Source organism: Stenotrophomonas maltophilia (genome assembly GCF_001676385.1).
Classification (GTDB): Bacteria; Pseudomonadota; Gammaproteobacteria; order Xanthomonadales; family Xanthomonadaceae; genus Stenotrophomonas; species Stenotrophomonas maltophilia_J.
In genome coordinates this window covers 136,671-154,860 of the sequence record NZ_LYVJ01000012.1, presented here as the reverse complement: position 1 = coordinate 154,860, position 18,190 = coordinate 136,671, and the positions used below count along the sequence as shown (strand labels likewise).

The 18,190-nt window shown below is 68.4% G+C and carries 16 protein-coding genes and 2 pseudogenes; 10 read left to right on the top strand and 8 right to left on the bottom strand.

The window, feature by feature from the left end; genetic code table 11:
• Positions 1-123: 123 nt before the first annotated feature.
• Positions 124-852 (bottom strand): response regulator, encoded by a 729-nt coding sequence (locus A9K58_RS15945; protein ID WP_065200278.1) that lies wholly within the window; start codon positions 850-852, stop codon positions 124-126.
• A gap of 127 nt (positions 853-979) precedes the next feature.
• On the opposite strand from A9K58_RS15945, the gene rlmD reads away from it, so the two are divergent.
• From rlmD to A9K58_RS15900, 9 genes are all read left to right on the top strand, one after another.
• Positions 980-2,314: a 23S rRNA (uracil(1939)-C(5))-methyltransferase RlmD gene (gene rlmD / locus A9K58_RS15940; protein ID WP_065200269.1), complete on the top strand. Its 1,335-nt coding sequence runs from the start codon at positions 980-982 to the stop codon at positions 2,312-2,314.
• A 33-nt stretch (positions 2,315-2,347) separates the two neighbouring features.
• Positions 2,348-2,833, top strand: a complete 486-nt coding sequence (locus A9K58_RS15935; RefSeq protein WP_065200268.1) for a CYTH domain-containing protein — start codon at positions 2,348-2,350, stop codon at positions 2,831-2,833.
• 109 nt (positions 2,834-2,942) lie between these two features.
• Complete coding sequence (locus A9K58_RS15930; protein WP_065200267.1) at positions 2,943-3,635, top strand: DsbA family oxidoreductase; 693 nt, start codon at positions 2,943-2,945, stop codon at positions 3,633-3,635.
• Between the two features lie 97 nt (positions 3,636-3,732).
• On the top strand, positions 3,733-4,740 hold the full coding sequence (gene nagZ / locus A9K58_RS15925) for a beta-N-acetylhexosaminidase (protein ID WP_065200266.1): 1,008 nt from the start codon (positions 3,733-3,735) through the stop codon (positions 4,738-4,740).
• Complete coding sequence (locus A9K58_RS15920; RefSeq protein WP_065200265.1) at positions 4,740-5,294, top strand: hypoxanthine-guanine phosphoribosyltransferase; 555 nt, start codon at positions 4,740-4,742, stop codon at positions 5,292-5,294. Before nagZ ends, A9K58_RS15920 begins: the two co-directional genes overlap by 1 nt.
• Positions 5,295-5,376: 82 nt before the next feature.
• The gene (locus tag A9K58_RS15915) at positions 5,377-6,123 is read left to right on the top strand and encodes an S-methyl-5'-thioinosine phosphorylase (RefSeq protein WP_065200264.1); all 747 of its coding nucleotides are present in this window, start codon (positions 5,377-5,379) and stop codon (positions 6,121-6,123) included.
• An 88-nt stretch (positions 6,124-6,211) separates the two neighbouring features.
• Complete coding sequence (locus A9K58_RS15910) at positions 6,212-6,418, top strand: cold-shock protein (protein ID WP_005410590.1); 207 nt, start codon at positions 6,212-6,214, stop codon at positions 6,416-6,418.
• Between the two features lie 148 nt (positions 6,419-6,566).
• On the top strand, positions 6,567-7,835 hold the full coding sequence (locus tag A9K58_RS15905; RefSeq protein WP_065200263.1) for an FAD-dependent oxidoreductase: 1,269 nt from the start codon (positions 6,567-6,569) through the stop codon (positions 7,833-7,835).
• 181 nt (positions 7,836-8,016) lie between these two features.
• Complete coding sequence (locus tag A9K58_RS15900; protein ID WP_065200277.1) at positions 8,017-8,289, top strand: hypothetical protein; 273 nt, start codon at positions 8,017-8,019, stop codon at positions 8,287-8,289.
• A gap of 1 nt (position 8,290) precedes the next feature.
• Here A9K58_RS15900 and pdeM read toward each other — a convergent pair whose 3' ends face one another.
• The 4 genes and pseudogenes from pdeM to A9K58_RS15880 form a co-directional block, all read right to left on the bottom strand.
• Positions 8,291-8,932 carry a ligase-associated DNA damage response endonuclease PdeM gene (gene pdeM, locus A9K58_RS15895; protein ID WP_065200262.1) on the bottom strand — a complete coding sequence of 214 codons (642 nt, stop codon included), beginning with the start codon at positions 8,930-8,932 and terminating at the stop codon, positions 8,291-8,293.
• Positions 8,922-11,353, bottom strand: a pseudogene (locus A9K58_RS15890) (ligase-associated DNA damage response DEXH box helicase). The gene pdeM and the pseudogene A9K58_RS15890 overlap by 11 nt, the downstream one beginning before the upstream one ends.
• 23 nt (positions 11,354-11,376) lie before the next feature.
• Positions 11,377-12,982: pseudogene (locus tag A9K58_RS15885) on the bottom strand (ATP-dependent DNA ligase).
• Positions 12,979-13,977, bottom strand: a complete 999-nt coding sequence (locus A9K58_RS15880) for a ligase-associated DNA damage response exonuclease (protein ID WP_065200261.1) — start codon at positions 13,975-13,977, stop codon at positions 12,979-12,981. Before A9K58_RS15880 ends, A9K58_RS15885 begins: the two are co-directional and overlap by 4 nt.
• Before the next feature lie 112 nt (positions 13,978-14,089).
• Between A9K58_RS15880 and A9K58_RS15875 the strand changes: the two genes are divergently transcribed.
• The gene (locus tag A9K58_RS15875; protein WP_065200260.1) at positions 14,090-15,727 is read left to right on the top strand and encodes an acyl-CoA dehydrogenase family protein; all 1,638 of its coding nucleotides are present in this window, start codon (positions 14,090-14,092) and stop codon (positions 15,725-15,727) included.
• Between the two features lie 167 nt (positions 15,728-15,894).
• Here A9K58_RS15875 and A9K58_RS15870 read toward each other — a convergent pair whose 3' ends face one another.
• The 3 genes from A9K58_RS15870 to A9K58_RS15860 all read right to left on the bottom strand — a co-directional run bounded on the left by A9K58_RS15870 (position 15,895) and on the right by A9K58_RS15860 (position 18,100).
• Positions 15,895-16,302 (bottom strand): hypothetical protein, encoded by a 408-nt coding sequence (locus A9K58_RS15870; protein WP_065200259.1) that lies wholly within the window; start codon positions 16,300-16,302, stop codon positions 15,895-15,897.
• 158 nt (positions 16,303-16,460) lie between these two features.
• On the bottom strand, positions 16,461-16,802 hold the full coding sequence (locus tag A9K58_RS15865) for a hypothetical protein (protein WP_065200258.1): 342 nt from the start codon (positions 16,800-16,802) through the stop codon (positions 16,461-16,463).
• A 122-nt stretch (positions 16,803-16,924) separates the two neighbouring features.
• Positions 16,925-18,100 carry a thiolase family protein gene (locus tag A9K58_RS15860; protein WP_065200257.1) on the bottom strand — a complete coding sequence of 392 codons (1,176 nt, stop codon included), beginning with the start codon at positions 18,098-18,100 and terminating at the stop codon, positions 16,925-16,927.
• Between the last annotated feature and the right edge of the window lie 90 nt (positions 18,101-18,190).

Genomic DNA, 18,190 nt, shown 5'->3' with positions numbered 1-18,190 from the left:
GCCCACCCACACCGGCCCGCCCAACAAGCAGAAGGCCAGAGCCGCTCTGGCTCTGGCCTTTGGTGTTGCTCTGGCTTGAAGCCTCTGCAGGTGCAGGGCGCAGCCCTACCGAACACCCCTCCCTCAGTGCAGCAGGGCAGCAACCGCGGCGCGGAACCCGGCCTGGGCCTGCCCGGACTCCGGCGCGTGATGCAGCTGGCGCACCGCCCGGCCCAACCGGGCCGCGCCGACGAAGCCACAGCTCGCCTGCAACCGGTGCAGCTGGCTGCGCAGTTGGCGTTCGTCGCGCTGGTCCACTGCCTGCTCGACCGCGTCGCGCACTCCCGGCAGCTCGGCCAGGAACAGTTCGCGCAGTGCGATCAGGTGGTTGCGCTGGCCATTGAGCGCGGCCAGCGCGGCAGTTTCGTCCCAGTCCTGTATTTCCGGTTCGGCCGCCGCCGGCACCTGTACCGGCGCAATGTCGGCCGGGCTGTTGACCAGAGCACGGCGCACTGCCTTCAGCAGCTGGTCACGGCCCAGCGGCTTGACCAGGGTGTCGCTGAAGCCGGCCTCGCGCAGGCGTGCATGGATCGTGGTATCGCCGTCGGCGGTGTGCGCCAGCGCCGGGGTGTCCGGATGCGAGCGGCGCAGTTCGCGCAGCAACTGGGCGCCGTTGCCATCAGGCAGGTTGACGTCGATCAGCCACAGGTCGTGCGCACCGGGTTCGGCACTGGCCAGGGCACTGGCCAGTGAGTCTGCGGTGTCCACGTCCGCCGGCAAGGTTTCCAGCGCCGCCTTGAAAAAGCCGCGGCTGATGATGTCGTCCTCGACAAGCAGGAAGCGTGGCCGAGTGGCCCGCGGGGTCATCTGCATCAGGGCTGCCTCCATGTCAGCTGTCCCAATCATCAAGCACGGCGGCGGCGGGCGCAAGCGGGCCCGGGCCCTGCCGGTCAGGATCTGCGACAATACGCCCCCATTTTTGCCCGCAGCCTGTTGCCACGTGGCCCGATCCCGTTCCCGCATCGACCGTACCCCGTTCCAGACCGAGATTCTCGACCTCAGCCATGATGGCCGTGGCGTCGCCCGCCGTGACGGTGAGGGCGGCAAGGTCACCTTTGTCAGCGGCGCTCTGCCGGGCGAAGTGGTGATGGCTGAACAGACGGCCCGCAGCCGCCATTTCGACGAGGCGCGCACCGTGGAAGTCCTGCAGGCCTCGCCGCAACGCGTGAGCCCGAGGTGCCCGCACTTCGGTACCTGTGCCGGCTGCGTGCTGCAGCACCTGGACGAAGACCAGCAGATTGTTGCCAAGCAGCGCGTGCTGATGGACAACCTGGAGCGCATCGGCCACGTGAAGCCGGGTGCGGTGCTGCCGCCGTTGGTCGGCGAGAGCTGGGGCTATCGCCGCAAGGGGCGATTTTCGGTGCGCCGGGTCGAGAAGAAGGACAAGACCCTGGTCGGCTTCCGTGAACAGGATCCGCGCTTCGTCGCCGATCTGAGCCAGTGCCTGACCGTGATCCCGGAAATCGGCACGAAAGTCGGGGTGCTGTCGGCCTTCATCGAGTCGCTGGAGGGGAAGCGGGACATTCCGCAGATCGAGTTCATCGGCGGTGACCAGGCCATTGCCTTGACCGTGCGCCACCTGCAGCCGCTCAGCGATGCAGACCGCGCCGCCTGGGCGGTGTTCGGGCAACAGCATGGCTTCGCCATCTACCTGCAGCCGGGGGGCGTGGACACCGTGCATCCGCTGGACGGGCAGGGCGTGCCGCTGTCGTTCCGGTTGGCGCCGTGGGACGTCGAGCTGGCATTCCGCCCGCTGGATTTCATCCAGGTCAACGCCAAGCTTAACGAGAAGATGATCGCCCATGCCCTGGACCTGCTGCAGCCGGGTGAGGACGAGCGCGTGCTGGACCTGTTCTGCGGCCTCGGCAACTTCACCCTGCCGCTGGCGCGTCGCGTGCGCGAGGTGGTCGGCGTGGAAGGCGATGCCGGCCTCGTCGCGCGTGCGCGTGAGAATGCCGAGCGCAACGGCCTGGCCAACGCCCGGTTCTTCAGCGCCGACCTGACCCAGGACCAGCGCAGCACGCCATGGATGCGCCAGGGCTTCGACAAGCTGCTGCTGGACCCGCCGCGCTCGGGCGCGATCGAGGTGCTGCAGCAGCTTCCGCTGAAGCAGTTCAAGCGTATCGTCTATGTCAGCTGCCACCCGGGTTCGCTGGCGCGTGATGCCGGCTACCTGGTAAACGAGCAGGGCTTCACCCTGGTCAGCGCCGGTGCCATGGACATGTTCCCGCACACGGCGCACGTGGAGAGCATCGCGGTGTTCGAGAAGCGCTGACCGGATGCCATGCCCATCGCGCATAATGGTGCGATGGGCATCGAGATCGAACGCAAGTTCCTCGTCAGCAGCGATGGCTGGCGCACCGCCGCGCATCGGGTGATTCCGATGGCGCAGGGTTATATCAACGACATGGGCGCGCTGGATTCCGGCAGCCAGAATGCGTCGGTGCGCGTGCGCATCGAAGGGGACCACGCCGCACTGAACCTGAAGTCGCGCACCCTCGGCCATACCCGGCAGGAGTTCGACTATCCGATCCCGCTGGACGACGCCCGCGCCCTGCTGGCGTTGTGCGTGGGCGGCCTGATCGACAAGCGGCGGCACCTGGTCGAACACGCGGGCCTGGTCTGGGAAGTGGATGAATTCCTGGGCGAGAACGCCGGGCTGGTGGTGGCCGAAGTCGAACTGGACAGTGCGGACCAGGCCATCGACCTGCCAAGTTGGGTGGGCGCCGAAGTGACCGACGATCCGCGCTACTACAACGTCGCCCTGGCCAGTCATCCCTATTCACAGTGGTGAAAAAAGAGGGGGCGGAGGGAATTAAGTCGCACTTGTCCCAGCTGTGCGGGAAGCGACTTAATTCCCTCCGTCCCCTTTTATCCATAGGCGCGGGCCCCATGTTGGCAGGATGAGAATCGATATCTACTCCGACGTGGTCTGCCCTTGGTGCTGGATCGGCAAGCACCGTTTCCGGCAAGGCGTGAAGCTGCTCGGCGACGACGCGCCTGGACTGGACATCCACTGGCAGCCGTTCCAGCTGGACCCGGACGCGGATGCCACCCCGGTGCCGCTGCGCGAGGCGTATGTGCGCAAGTTCGGTGGCGTCGAGCGGACCGAGCAGATTCTCGGCCAGACCCAGACCACCGCGCGCGCCGAGGGCCTGCCAATGGACTTCAGCCAGGGCCAGGTGCGGGTAACCACGCTTCCGGCGCACCGGGTGCTGTGGCTGGCCGGCGAGCATGGCGTGCAGGATGCGGTCGGCGAGGCGTTGTTCCGCGCCCACTTCGAGCATGGCCAGAATCTGGCGGACCCTTCAGTGCTGATCAAGGCCGGCGTGGCGGGCGGCCTCGACGCCGGCGAAATCGCGCAGATGCTGGCCTCCGACCGCGGGATGGCGGAGGTCGAAGCCAGGCTGGCGGAGGCTCACGCGTTGGGCATCTCCTCGGTGCCGACCTTCGTCATTGACGGGAAGTGGGCCATTTCCGGGGCGCAGCCACCCGAGGCCTTCGCCAATGCCCTGCGCCAGATCGCTGCCGAGCAGGGGGCGTCGGCTGCCGCAGCCGGTGACGAGGCCTGCGGCCCGGACGGCTGCAAGCTCTGACCCCACGCTTCCCTTTTGCCTTGACCACTGCGCCTGTCGGCCGGTTCTGCGACAATGCGGCACTGCGCCATGCGGGCGCGCGTTGTGGAGATCGACCATGCTGCTGATCGGCGTTGCCGGCACCGAACTGACCGCCCAGGAGCGTGACTGGCTGCAGCATGATGCTGTGGCCGGGGTGGTGCTGTTCAAGCGCAACTTCGTCTCGCGCCAGCAGGTCACCGATCTGAGCGCGGCCATCCGCGCCGCCGCTCCGCGCCCGCAGCTGATCTGCGTAGACCAGGAAGGCGGCCGCGTACAGCGTTTCCGCGAGGGTTACAGCGATCTGCCGCCGCTGCAGGACATCGGGGCGCTGTACGCCACCGACCCGCAGCAGGCCTTGGCACTGGCCGAACAGCATGCCTGGCTGATGGCCAGCGAGGTGCGGGCCAGCGGCCTGGACCTGAGCTTCGCACCGGTGGTCGACCTTGGCCGCGGCAACCGCGCCATCGGCAACCGCGCCTTCAGCGAAGACCCGCAGGTGGTGGCCGCGTTCACCGCCGCCTACGTGCGCGGCATGCATGCGGTGGGCATGGCCGCCACGCTCAAGCATTTCCCCGGCCACGGCACCGTGCTGGAGGACACCCACGTCGATACCGCGATCGACCCGCGCGCGCTGGACGAACTGCGCGCGCAGGACCTGGTGCCGTTCCAGGCCGGCATCGCCGCCGGTGCCGACGCAGTCATGATGGCGCACGTGATCTATCCGCAGGTGGCGCCGGAGCCGGCGGGCTATTCGCCGCGCTGGATCCAGGACATCCTGCGCGGCGAGCTCGGCTTCCGTGGGGTGGTGTTCTCCGACGACATCGGCATGGCGGCCTCGCACAGCGCCGGGGGCGTGCCGGCCCGCGTCCACGCGCATCTGGATGCCGGCTGCGACGTGGTGCTGGTCTGCCACCCGGAACTGGTTGATGAAGCCCTGCACGCCGTGCAGGGCCGCGCCCTCAACACTGCTGCGCTGCTGGGCCTGCTCGGCCGCGGCGCGCTCGGCTGGGACGGCCTGCTGGCCGATGCCCGCCATCGCGACACCCGATCCCGTCTGCTCGAACCCCTTGGAAGAACCGTCTGATGCCCAACCTCACCATTTCCCAGGCCCTGGCCCAGGCTGACCTGCTGGTCGACCGTCCCACCATCGACAAGGCCATCGCTGGTATCGCCGACGCCATCGCGCGCGATTACAAGGGCGAGGTGCCGCTGTTCCTTTCGATCATGCACGGCGCGTTGCCCTTCGCCGGCCAGCTCGCGCTGGAACTGGGCGCGCGTGGCCAGGATGTGCAGTTCGATTACCTGCATGCCACCCGCTACCGCGGTGAAACCACGGGCGGCGACCTGGTCTGGAAGCACAAGCCGGCAACATCGCTGTTCGGCCGCCGCGTGCTGCTGATCGACGACATCCTCGACGAGGGCTATACCCTGCAGGGTGTGCGTACCTGGTGCCTGGAGCAGGGCGCGACCGATGTGCGCATCGCTGCGATGACCGTGAAGAAGCATGACCGTGCACTGCCGGATGTGACCGCCGACTATGCCGGCATCGAACTGCCGGACCGTTACGTGTTCGGCTTCGGCATGGATGTCAACGAATCGCTGCGCTGCCTGCCGGCCATCTACGCGATGAAGGAATAACGGCGCACTCGCCTGCGGCGTGCCTTTTTCTGCCGCCGGCATCCCCGGATGCCGGCGTTCGCTTTTCCATGGAGTGCTTCGAATGCAACAGATCGCCCTGGCCGTGATCGGCGGTACCGGTGTCTACAACCTGGCCAAGCTTGACGACGTGCAGACCCACGAGGTCGACACCCGTTTCGGCCGGCCGTCCGGCCCGGTGCGCGTTGGCACGCTGCTCGGCCACCGCGTCGCCTTCCTGGCGCGCCACGGTGAAGGCCATTCGCTGCCACCCCACAAGATCAATTATCGCGCCAATCTTGCTGCGCTGCAGCAGCTGGGTGTGCAGCGTGTGCTGGCGTTGAACACGGTCGGTGGCATTACCGAGGCCTTCGGGCCACGCGTGCTGGCGTGCCCGGATCAGATCATCGACTACACGTGGGGCCGTATCGGCACCATCTGTGAAGAAGAGGGCACCGAGGTGGTGCACGTTGATTTCGGCCATCCGTACACCCCGATGCTGCGCAGCAAGATCCTGGCGGCCGCCAAGGTGACTGGCGTCACTGTTCATGACGGTGGCTGCTACGGCGCGACGCAGGGCCCACGCCTGGAGACCATCGCCGAAATCGCGCGCATGCGCCGCGATGGCTGCGACCTGGTGGGCATGACCGGCATGCCGGAAGCCGCGCTGGCGCGGGAGCTGGGATTGGACTATGCCTGCCTGGCGATCATCGCCAACTGGGCGGCCGGTTGCGGTGATGGCGAGGAGATCACGATGGCTGAAGTGCTCGCCAATGTGCAGGCCGCGAGCAACGGACTTCCGGAACTGGTGGGCGAATTGGCACGGGGGTGATTGTCTTCCCCGAGCAAGCTTTGCATACTCAGCTTGTGCGCGGGTTCAGCGTACACCACCCATTCATTGCATAAGGTCTCGCATCACCATGCCGAACGGTACCGTCAAGTGGTTCAACGACGCCAAGGGATTTGGCTTCATCTCGCCGGAGGATGGCAGCGCCGACGTGTTCGCGCACTTCTCCGCCATCAACTCCAAGGGCTTCCGCAGCCTGCAGGAAGGCCAGCGTGTCACCTATGACGTGACCCAGGGCCCGAAGGGTGCGCAGGCTTCGAACATCACGCCGGCCGAGTGATCCACTCGACAGTGCGTTGAAAACCCCGCTTCGGCGGGGTTTTTTTTTTGCGGGCCGCCCGGCAGCTCCATGCCCGGCCCGCGCGTGCCGCCGTCCGGGCGCGGGCGGCGGTGGCCCATTCGCGATCCGCCTCGGGCACAATGCGCACATGAGGGAACGACTGCGCATCGCCGTGATTGGGTACGGCACCGCTGGCCAGGCATTGGCCATTCTGCTGACCCGTGATGGCCACGACGTGGAGATCTTCGAGCGCGTGCCGACGCCGGGGCCGGTAGGTGCAGGCTTCCTGCTGCAGCCGAGCGGCCTGCAGGTGCTCTGGCAGATGGGCCTGCTGGACAGGGTGCGCGTGCACGCGGCACCGGTGCATCGGCTGTACGGCGATACACCGTGCGGACGCGCCGTGATGGACATGCGCTACGACGGCCTGGACGCACGCCTGCATGGACTGGGGATGCAGCGGGGGGCATTGTTTTCGTTGCTGGATGAAGCGCGCGCGGGTGCAGGGCAGCTGCATGCGGGCACGACCATCGTCCAGGTCGATGCCGGGCACGGCCGCCTGCGTGACAGCGACGGGCGCGGGCATGGCCCGTTCGACCTGGTCGTGGCGGCCGATGGCGCTGCGTCGACGCTGCGCGGCACGGTCGCCGGCGGCACCGCGCTGGACCGCGTCTACCCGTGGGGTGCGTTGTGGTGCCTGCTGCCCTCCGAAGACTGGCCGCACATGCAGGAACTGCGGCAGCGCTACGTGGCCGCGCGCAAGATGATCGGGCTGCTGCCAGTCGGCACGCGTCCCGGCGACGACACGCCGCGCCTGAGCTTCTTCTGGAGCCTGCCGCGTTCGGATTTCGAGCGATGGCAGGCCGATGGCATGGCGCCCTGGCTGGATGAACTGCACGCGTTGTGGCCGCAGGCCACTGCGCGCTTCGCGCACCTGCGCGAGGCTGGCCAACTGGCGCGCGCAGTCTACCGCGATGCGGTGATGGCACGCTGGCACGAAGGGCGCCTGGTGCTGGCCGGTGATGCTGCGCATTCGATGAGTCCGCAGCTGGGCCAGGGCGTGAACATGGCGCTGCTGGATGCGCTGGCGCTGCGCGATGCGCTGCGCAGCCACGGAGGCAATGGCGCCGCCCTGCAGGCTTACCAGGCGCAGCGACGCGCGCACGTGGCGGTGTACCAGCGCTGGAGCCGCTGGCTGACGCCGCTGTTCCAATCCGAGCGCGACGCATGGGCAAAGGCGCGCGATGTACTGCTCGGCCCGATGGGACGGCTGCCGGGAGGGCGCGGCCATATGCTGCGCGTGCTCAGCGGTACGCAGCACGGCTGGTTCGGTTCGTTGAAACTGGATCCGGCCTTCATCGCGGCACTGGCCAGTGCCGCGGAACCGACTGCTGCCATCGCGGAACCCGCAGGCGCGTGAAGCAGTCCCGTCACGTGGATTAACGGTTGCCTCACCGCGGATATGCGAGAAGAGGGGGCACGCGATTGCTGCGTCGCCCGTTTTCCTTTCCGTGATCGACATCGCGCTTGGCCCGGGCGGCACTGCCGTCGCGGCCTGCTGCGGCCCGGACGTGCCGCCTGATGTCGAAGAGGAGGATGCCATGTTGTTCGCGGTCGAGGAGCTGGAGTCGGAAATCTGCAAGCTGCGTGGCCTGCTGCAGATGCTGCACGAGGACCAGCCCGACGTACTGGAGGACGTATTCGAGTTTCATGTCGGCAGCCTGATCAGCCACGCGTCGCCAGAGCACCATGCGCGCATCCGTGCGAGCGCGCAGGAGATGCTGGCGGCCATCCAGGCCGCGCCCCGGCGGTCGGGTGATGGGGGCACGCCGGATTTCCGGTTGATGCCGGAGCTGGGCGCCCGCCCGGCCTGAGTCATCGTACGGGCAGCTCGACCAGGCCTCCTTCCACGCAGGCGATCATCCGCTCACCGCGTGCAGGAGCAGGCACGACACCGGCGGTGAAGGCGGAGAAGGCAGGCAGGATCGTCGAGCGTTCGCGCAGCCAGAATGCGGCGAACCGCCGGCGCAACGGGGGCAGCGCGATCTGCGGATGCAGATGCCCCGCGATGACATGCGATGCCGGATCCGGACCCGGAGCATGGCGAAGCAGGAACGGCCCCAGACGCGCCTCGTCGTGGATCCGCACCTGCAGTTGCGCATGGGGCAGCTGCCGATCATGGTTGCCGCGCAGCACGTGCACATCCAGTCCCGCGTTCTGCTCACGCCAGGCCAGCCAGCGCTGGTACCACGCGGCACGGTGCACGGGTCCATGCAGGATGTCGCCGAGGATCCAGAGTTCGCCACAGGCGTGGGTCTCCAACAGCGACTGCAACCGCTGCAGGTCTTCCGCCGTACCGCCGCTGGGCAGCCCGATGCCCGCCCGGCGGAACACATCGGCCTTGCCCAGGTGCAGATCGGCGATCAGCAGCGCCTGCCGCGCCGGCCAGTACAACGCGCGCGCGCCGGCGAGAATCACCGGTTCGCCGGCCAGCTCGACCTGCAGTTCAGCGGCCATGGCGCGTCTCCAGCCGCTGCGCGGCACGCTGCACGCGGGCCCGCCAGTCTTCGTTGCTGAACTGCCCGCGCAGGCGCTCGGCCCAGAGCGGGAATCCCAGCGGCGTCAGTGATGCCGGGTGTTGTATCGAAAGGGACTGGGTGCCGATGCGCGCCAGCACCTGCTGGAGGCCGGGCAGGTCGAGGCTGTCGTACAGCACTTCACGTTCGGCCAACCCAAGCAGCAGATGCCCGGGGTCGTGCTCGCGCAGCACGTCGTACAGCAGGCCCGCCGAGGCCTGCAGCTGGCGCAGCGAACGCGGCATGCCGCCGGGAAGGCTGGGTACCAGCAGGCCGGAGACGCGCGCGATGCCGCGGAACTGGCGTCGCGCCAGTTCGCCCAGGTTCACCGCCGCATGCAGGTCCTCCAGCAGCCGGTCGCTGCCGAACAGCGCCTGCCATTGCCGAGCATCGAGTTCGACCGCCTGCGCTGGCGCCAGCACCAGGCCGTGGTCATTCACGGCGTAGCCGATGCTGTTGCGCTGCAGGCGTGTACACCGCAGTGCCAGCAACGCGGCCAACGCTTCATGCACGTGGCGGCCGGCAAAGGGATAGACGAACACGAACTGGCCTTCACGGCGCCGCACGACCTCGATCAGCAGATGGCCTGGCGCCGGGCGGCGTGAAAGCCGCGCCTGCAGTGCCAGCAGCGGTGCCAACCAGCGTGATTCGGCGCTGTCGTCGGCGCCGGACAGGACTGCCTCCAGCGCCCGGCCGAGTGCCATCGACAACGGTAGCTGGCCCCCCTGCCAGCGTGGCACGACGCCCTCGCCGCGCCCGCGTGCCAGCCGCACGAAGGCGGTCATGTCGCGCAGCTGCACCAGTTCCAGCAGGCGCCCGGCGAACTGGAAGCGGTCACCCGGCCGCAGGCGGCTGGCGAACTGTTCCTCCACCGCCCCCAGGCTGCCTCCGCGCAGGAACTGCACACGCACGCTGCCATCGCTGCTGATGGTGCCGATCGACAACCGGTGGCGCAGTGCCTGGCGGCGGTCGTGCATGCGGTAGCGGCCGTCGGCGTCGCGCGCGACCTTGTGGAAATCGGGGTACTGGGCCAGGGCGTGGCCGCCCTGCACGATGAACGTCAGCACCGCCTGCCATTGGTCGTCACCGAGAGACGCGAAGGCGTGTGTACGCCGCACCTGCGCCAGCAGGGCATCGCTGTCGAAGCCGCCCGCCAGCGCGCGGCTGACCGCATGCTGGGCCAGCACATCCAGCGACAGCATCGGTGGCCTGCGCGCCTCGACCACCCCATCGGCCAGTGCGCGGCGCACGGCGGCATACTCGGCCAGTTCCAGCGCATGGCTCGGGACGCAGACGATGGCACCGCTGCTCCCGGGGCGATGGCGTGCGCGCCCGGCACGCTGGCGCAGGCGTGCCACGCCCTTCGGGCTGCCCAGCTGCAGGACCTGCTCGACCTCGGGAAAGTCCACGCCCAGGTCGAGGCTGGAGGTGGCCACCACGCAGCGCAGCATGCCGGCACGCAGCCCGTCTTCGACCTGCTGGCGCAACGCCGGATCCAGCGAGCCGTGATGCAGTGCCAGCGTGTCCAACGGTTCCGGCCACACCGCTGCCAGCGCCTGGTGCAAAGCTCGGCCTGCGCACGCGTGTTGGTGAACAGCAGGCTGCTGCGCGCCCGCATCAGTGATTGCAGCACGCGCGGCAGTTGCGCCAGGCCGAGGTGGCCGGCCCACGGGAAGCGTTCACCGGGTGCGGGCAGCAGGCTGCGCACGGTGATCGCACGCGGCCTTACCCCTTGCACGATCGGCGCATCGGATTGCCCGGGCAGCAGCACGTCGCGGGCTTCATCCAGATTGCCCAGCGTCGCTGAAAGCCCCCACAGCTGCAGTGCCGGAGCGGCATCGCGCAGCAGCGCCAGGTTCAGCTGCAACAGCACGCCCCGCTTGTTGCCCAGCAGTTCGTGCCATTCGTCCACCACCACGCAGCGCAGCTGGCGCATGCGCGGCAGCGTGTCGGGATAGCTCAACAACAGCGCCAGCGATTCCGGCGTGGTCACCAGCACGTCGACGCGGCCCTCGCGCGCCTGCCGCCGTTCGCGGGTGCTGGCATCGCCGCTGCGCAGGCCGACACGCCATCCCAGCCCCAGCCCATCGACCACCGTCTGCAGTGCGCGCGCAGTGTCGCTGGCCAATGCGCGCAAGGGCGTCACCCACAGCACCTGCAGCGGACGTACCGCGCTGGCGCGACGGGGGGCGGGCAGCGGATCGATCATGGCCTGCAGCAGTGGCCCCCCGAACATCGCCAGTGTCTTGCCGCTGCCTGTGGGCGTGTGCAGCAACCCGGATCCACCCGCGAGATAGTGCCGCCACATCGCACGCTGGAATGGCAGTGAGCGCCAGCCCCTGGACGCAAACCAGTCTTCCAGCCGGCGCAGCGCCTGGCTGCGGTTCATCGGGCCAGCGCCTGCAGGGTGGCCAGCTGATCGGCTTCACTGGCCGGTTTGTCATGGCGCCAGCGCAGGATGCGCGGGAAGCGCACGGCGATGCCCGACTTGTGCCGACCGCTGCGGTTGACCGCCTCGAAGCCCAGCTCGAAGACGAGTTCGGCGCGTACGCTGCGCACTGGGCCGAAGCGCTCGCGGGTGTGGCGCGGATCCAGCGATCAAGCGCGAGGATCTCCTTGTCATCGAGGCCCGAGTAGGCCTTGGCCACCGGTACCAGGGTGTCGCCGTCCCAGACGCCGAAGGTGTAGTCGGTGTACAGCGTGCTGCGCCGACCATGGCCGGCCTGCGCGTACAGGAGCACCGCGTCGATGGTGAGCGGATCAACCTTCCATTTCCACCAGTCGCCGCGGCGTCGCCCGGCCTGGTAGGGCGAGGCACGCCCTTTCAGCATCAGCCCTTCCACGCCGCGTTCGCGTGCCACATCGCGCATCGCCGCCGCCCGCGGCCAGTCATCGGCTTCAACGTCGGGCGAGAGCTGGATCCGTACATCGTCCAGTGCACCGACGACCTCGGTGAGCCGGGCGCGCCGCTGCTGCAACGGAAGCTCGCGCAGGTCCTCGCCATCGAGTTCAAGCAGGTCATAGGCGAGCACGCGCACCGGCGTGTTGCGCAGGGTGGCCGCACCGGGCCTGCGGCGCTGGATGCGCGTCTGCAGCGCGGTGAACGCGCGCGGCAGGTCCGTGGCTTCGTCCCAGGCCAGCAGCTCGCCGTCCAGCACGCAGCCATCGGGAAGCGCCATCGCCGCCTGTTCGATCTCGGGGAAGCGGCCATCCAGTCGCTCTTCGCCGCGTGACCACAGGGCGACCTCGCCGCGCCGGCGCAGCAGCTGCAGGCGGATGCCGTCCCATTTCCATTCCAGCAGCCAGTCATCGATCGGGCCGAGTCGTTCGGCAGGGTCACCCTCCAGTGGGGAGGCGAGGAAGAACGGATAGGGTTGCTGCCGGTCCAGCGGCAGCTCATCCGGCGACAGCAGCTGGCCCAGCAGGCCGGGCGCAGGCACCCATTCGCCCAGCATGCGCTGGGCGATGCGTGCAATGTCCAGGCCGGACCACTCGGCCAGCGCCTGCTGCACCAGTCGCTGCGAGACGCCAACACGCAGGGCGCCGGTCAGCAGTTTGTTGAATACCAGGCGTTCGCTGCTGCACAGCTGCTGCCAGCCGGCGACGACCGCCGCACGGCGCACCGCCTCGGATTGATTGGCCACCGCCAGCAGGTGCTGTTCGATCCATTCGGCCAGGGGCCGGTCAGGCGAAGGATGCGGTGGGTCGTCCAGCAGCAGGGTCAGTGTTTCGCGAGGTCACCAACCTGGGCGTAGCTGTCTTCCACCAGCCACGGTGGCAACCCTGATTCCTCGGCGATCCAGGCGCGCAGTTCACTGCTGGCGGCGATCTTCCTGCGTGCGCCGCCGACCTTGCCGCCGCTGAGCAGGTACAGCGCCCATGCCGCGTCGTGGGCCTGTGCCTGGCGGAAGTAATCGACCAGGGCGGCGCGCTTGTCCAGCGTGGCGGTGCTGCGGTCCAGGCGCTGGTAGAGCGCAGCGAACGCCTTCATTCCTCGCTCCCGAAACCGGTACGGAAGGCTTCGGCAGCCACGCCACGCTCGCGCAGGAACGGAATCAGCGCATCGGTGTTGCCATGAGTGGCGATCACCCGCTTCGCGCCGGTCTGCCCGATGGTCTGCAGCAGCGCGGGCCAGTCGGCGTGATCGGATATGACAAAGCCGCGGTCGACATTGCGGCGCCGCCGATTGCCGCGCAGCTGCATCCAGCCCGAGGCAAAGCCGAGCTGGTGGCGGCCGAAGCGGCGCATCCAGGGCGTGCCTGCGGCCGAAGGCGGGGCGAGGATCAGCTGGCCCGCCGCATCCGGTTGGCGTCCTTGTTCGGCGACGGTGATCGTCTCCAGCATCGGTACGCCGGCGCGACGGTAGACGGCAGCTCCGTTGGCGATAGCGCCATGCAGCCAGGCCGGGGGTTCGTCCATGGGCAGGAGTTCGGCCAATATCCGTTGTGCCTTGCCCAGCGCGTAGCACAGCAGGACCGCAGCCTCGCCGCGTCTTTCGCACTCGCGGCGCCAGGCCACGATTTCAGCGGCGACCGCCGGGGTGTCCGGCCACCGGTAGACCGGCAGCGCGAATGTGGCCTCGGTGATGAAGGTATCGCAGGGCACCACTTCGAAGGGCGTGCAGGTCGGGTCAGGCTGGCGCTTGTAGTCGCCGGAGGCTACCCAGACCTGTTGGCCATCATCGATGCGCACCTGCGACGAACCCAGCACATGACCGGCCGGATGCAGCGAGACCTGGACCCGGCCCAGGCGGAACGGAATGCCCTCGGCATGTGCCTGCACCGGGACGTCGCCCAGGCGCCAGCGCAGGATCGGCAGGCTGCCCTGGCTGCAGTGATACTCACCCATGCCCGGGCGCGCATGGTCGCCGTGGCCGTGCGTGATGACCGCGCGCGGCACCGGCCGCCAGGGATCGATATGGAAATCACCGGCGGCGCAGTACAGCCCTTCCGGGCGCAGTACCACCAGGTCGTCGTTGCCTGCCATGGGACCACTGTGGCCGGCGTACCGTGCACAGGGTGAGAATCGGCCTGAACGCGGGCTTGGCAGGCGATGCGGCACAATCGGCGCGCACCTCCTTGCCGCCAGGATCGACCGGATGAGTGGACCGAGCTTCAGCAGTCACGCCCCCTTTGAAACCCACGTGGTACTGAACCAGCCACCGCCATTCGCCGGCCGTGACCTGTGGACCGACGACGTCGCGCTGACGGAGGCAGTGCAGCGCGAGGGGGCTGGCAGTTTCGCGCCACGGTTGGCCGCCTATGGCGCGTTGGCCGGTGACGAACTGTACCGGCTCGGCTTCGATGCCAATCGTGATCGCCCCCGCCTGCGCACGCATGATGCGCAGGGCCATCGCATTGATACGGTGGAGTTCCACCCGGCCTATCACCAGTTGATGGACGCGGCGAAGTCACATGGCGTCGCCGGTTTGTCCTGGCACGAGCCGCAACCTGGCGCGCACGTCGCGCGCGCGGTCCTGAGCTACCTGCACCACCAGGCCGAGGCCGGTACCAGTTGTCCGCTGACCATGACCCATGCTGCGGTAGCGGTGCTGCGGTCGCAGCCGCACCTCGCCGAGTGGGCGCGCAAGGCCGCTGCGCCGGTCTATGACCCGCGCGACGTGCCGGTGGCGGACAAGGCCGGCATTACGCTGGGCATGGGCATGACCGAGAAGCAGGGCGGTTCGGATGTGCGCGCCAACAGCACGCGGGCCGAACCGATCGATGGCGAGCGCTACCGCCTGGTTGGCCACAAGTGGTTCTTCTCGGCGCCGATGTGCGATGGCTTCCTGGTGCTGGCGCAGGCACCCGGAGGACTGACCTGCCTGCTGATGCCACGCCGGCTGGCTGATGGCGATCGCAATGCATTCCGCCTGATGCGGTTGAAGGACAAGCTGGGCGACTGGGCCAACGCCTCCAGCGAGGTCGAGTTCTGCGGTGCGCAGGCGTGGCGCGTCGGCGAAGAAGGGCGCGGCGTGGCCACCATCATCGGGATGGTGATGATGACCCGCCTGGACTGCATGCTGGGTGCGGCGGCCGAGATGCGCATGGCATTGGCGCAGGCGCTGCACCACGCACGCCACCGGCGCACCTTTGGAAAGCCGCTGGTGGAGCATCCGCTGATGGCCAACGTGCTTGCCGACCTGGCGCTGGAATCGGAGGCGGCCATGGTGCTGGCGATGCGCATTGCGCGCGCGGTGGATCGTTCCGGCATGGACGCCAATGAGGCCGCGCTGGCGCGTGTGGGCACGGCGCTGGGCAAGTACTGGGTCTGCAAGCGTGCTGCGACCTTCGTCAACGAGGCGCAGGAGTGCCTGGGCGGGGCGGGCTACGTGGAAGAGTCAATGCTGCCGCGGCTGTACCGCCAGGCGCCACTGAACTCGATCTGGGAAGGCAGCGGCAACATCCAGTGCCTGGATGTACTGCGTGCCTTGGCGCGCGAGCCCGAAGCGCTGGCGGCGTTGCGGGCCGAGCTGGCAGCGGTGGCAGATCGTGATGCGCACTATGCGTCGGCGCTGCAGCGCTGGGCAGCGTCGCCAGCGCCGGAGGAGTCGCAGGCGCGCATGTTCTGCGAGCGTACCGCGCTGCTGCTGCAGGCGGCATTGTTGCTGCGCGCGCGCAGCCCGATGGCGGAGGTGTTCGTGCGCAGCAGGTTGCAGGGCGAGCACGGGCTGGCGTTCGGGACGCTGCCGGCAGGGCTGGACCTGCCGGCGATGCTGGCCCGCGCGCTGCCGTAAGGGGCGGCCAGCGGCGCAGCCCCTGCTGGCAGGCCTTGCGGGCGTTGGCGCGCAGCCAGCGACCGCTCCACCGCGGAGCGCCAACAGGGCAGCCGCACGCAGAAAAGCCGCGGCCATGCCGCGGCTTTTCCTGTGGCGCCGAGCCCATGCCCGGCTGACGCTGCGGCTCAATGCTTGGCTTCTTCCTGGGCTGCGTTCGCCTTGGCATCGTTGGCGACGTCACGGGCCTTGTCGGCCACCTTCTGTGCTGCGTCGGCCGTGGCGTCGCTGGCATGGGCAGCGGCGTCGGTGGCAGCGGCCTTGGCCTGGTCGGCGGCATGGGCGGTGGCGTCAGCTGCCTTGTCCAGTGCCTGCTGCGTATCCGCGGCGGCCTGCTCGGACGCGGCAGCGGTCTTGTCGGCCGCGTCCCGGGTGGCTTCGGCAGCCTTGTCAACGGCATCGCGCGCGGCAGCGGCGGCGCTGTCCGCGGCCTGTTGTGCATCCTGCCTGGCCTGATCGGCTTCCGGGCCCTTGCAGGCAGCCAGGGCCAGCAACAGGGAGGCGGCCAGCAGGGAGGGGATCGGACGAATCTTCATGGCGGACTCCGCTACTGCAATGGATGGGGACGCCAGCCTATTCACGTCGTTGTGAAGGCGGAGTCGCGACACGGCCGGCCTTCCCGCCGGCTTCGGGGCAAAGAAAAAGCCGCTGGCGAACCAGCGGCTTTTCCAGAACAGCGTGAAGAAAGAAGTTATTACTTCTTGGCTTCTTCAGCAGCGTCCTTGGCCTGCTCGGCGGTGCCTTCAGCAGCCTTGGCAGCGTCGGCAGCAGCGCCGGCAGCAGCGTCGGTGGCGGCGCCAGCGGCCTGGGCAGCGGCGTCGGCCGAAGCGTCAGCAGCGGTGGCGGCGGTGTTGGCAGCCTGCTGGGCAGCGTCAGCGGTCTGGGCGCCGGCAGCGGCGGCCTGGTCGGCAGCAGCCTGGGCTTCGGTGGCGGCTTCGTTGGCCGAAGCAGCGGCGTCCTGGGCAGCTTCCTGCTTCGAGCAGGCGGCCAGGGCCAGAGCCAGGGACATCGCGACCAGCAGCTTGTTGATGCTCATTGTGTGAATCCTCGTCGTTAGATTAGGCAACGCGCAACTGCGCGCCGACAACATGATGACAAGCCAAGATTGGGTGTCAAGCGATCCCGCATTCATTTTTGCGAAATCATCGTTAAATCTTTTTAAATCAATTCGATGGCGATTGCCGTCGCTTCACCGCCCCCGATGCACAGGGTGGCAATGCCGCGCTTGCCACCGCGCGTGCGCAGGGCATTGACCAGCGTCACCACCAGGCGCGCGCCGGAGGCGCCGATGGGATGGCCCAGTGCGCAGGCACCACCGTTCACGTTGAGCCTGTCGTGCGGGATGCCCAGTTCGCGCATCGGCGCCATCGCCACCACGGCGAAGGCTTCGTTGATTTCGAACAGGTCGATCTGGTCCAGCGACCAGCCGGTCTTGTCCAGCAGTTTGTGGATCGCGCCGATCGGGGCGGTGGTGAACCACTCCGGCTCCTGCGAATGGGTCGCGTGGCCGACGATGCGGGCCAGCGGGGTGATGCCACGTGCCGCGGCATCTTCCTCGGCCAGCAGGACCACCGCAGCGGCACCGTCGGAGATGCTGGAGGAACTGGCTGCGGTCACGCTGCCATCCTTCTTGAAGGCCGGGCGCAGGGTGGGGATCTTGGCGATGTCCGAGCGGCCCGGCTGTTCGTCGGTGGCGACCTCGACTTCACCCTTGCGGGTGGCGACCTTCACCGCGACGATTTCGTCGGCGAACGCACCGTTGGCCTGTGCGGCCTGCGCGCGCTTGACCGATTCGATCGCGTAAGCGTCCTGCTCCTCGCGGCTGAACTGGTACTTGTCCACGGCGCATTCGGCGAATTCACCCATGGCCTTGCCGTCGTAGGCGTTGACCAGGCCGTCGTGCGCCATGTGATCGACCGCCTGGAAGTTGCCGAAACGATTGCCGGTACGCGAGTTCGGCAGCAGGTGCGGGGCATTGGACATTGATTCCATGCCGCCAGCGACCACGATGCTGGCCGAACCGGCCTTGATCAGGTCGTGGCCCAGCATGATGGTCTTCATGCCCGAGCCGCAGACCTTGTTGACGGTGGTGGCACCGGTCGACAGCGGGATGCCGGCGGCGATCGCCGCCTGGCGGGCGGGCGCCTGGCCGAGGTTGGCCGGCAGCACGCAGCCCATGAGGACTTCAGAAACGTCGCTGGCCGGCACACCCGACTGCTCCAGGGCGGCGGCGATGGCGGCCGCGCCGAGGGTGGGGGTCGGCACGCCGTTGAACTGGCCGAGGAAGGAGCCGATGGCGGTGCGCTTGGCGGCGGCGATGACGATGTTGGACATGGCAATCTCGTTGATGCGTAAGCAATGTTCGGAAAGGAGACCGTGGACGTTGGAAGCGCCGCGGTTTCCCGGCAGACTGCGTGGGGGTCG